A 382-nucleotide genomic window follows, 5' to 3' on the forward strand; every position below is an offset into this window, starting at 1 on the left:
TTGTTCCAAGCGCGCATCCACAAATAGCTGCAGCTTCTTCATACGAAAAACCAGAGGCGCCTACCAGAATAATCGCCTCCCGTTGATCATCAGGGAGTAGATTGAGCGCCACACGAAAATCGTGTAAATCAAGTGAGCCGTACTGTGCTGGATGAATTGCAATATTATTACAATATATGCCTTCGCTATCTTGAACCTCACGGCCGCGTTTTCTCATCAAATTATAAAATTCATTGCGTAGAATAGTGAAGAGCCAAGCATTTATGTTTGTACCTTTTTCAAATAGGTCCTGTTTTGCCCATGCTTTTAAAACGGTCTCCAGTCTGGGTGCTGATCCTCGCCTTCAAACAAATCAGGATCAATCACGTTTTCCGGCTCTGAA

Annotated in this window: 1 pseudogene; it reads right to left on the reverse strand. The window is 43.5% G+C overall.

Annotated features, from left to right (window positions below):
* A pseudogene (locus HBA93_RS19150) lies at positions 1–319 on the reverse strand (sigma factor-like helix-turn-helix DNA-binding protein); the annotation flags it as partial.
* Positions 320–382 lie beyond the last annotated feature (63 nt).

This window comes from Ochrobactrum sp. SFR4 (assembly GCF_019730395.1).
Classification (GTDB): Bacteria; Pseudomonadota; Alphaproteobacteria; order Rhizobiales; family Rhizobiaceae; genus Pseudochrobactrum.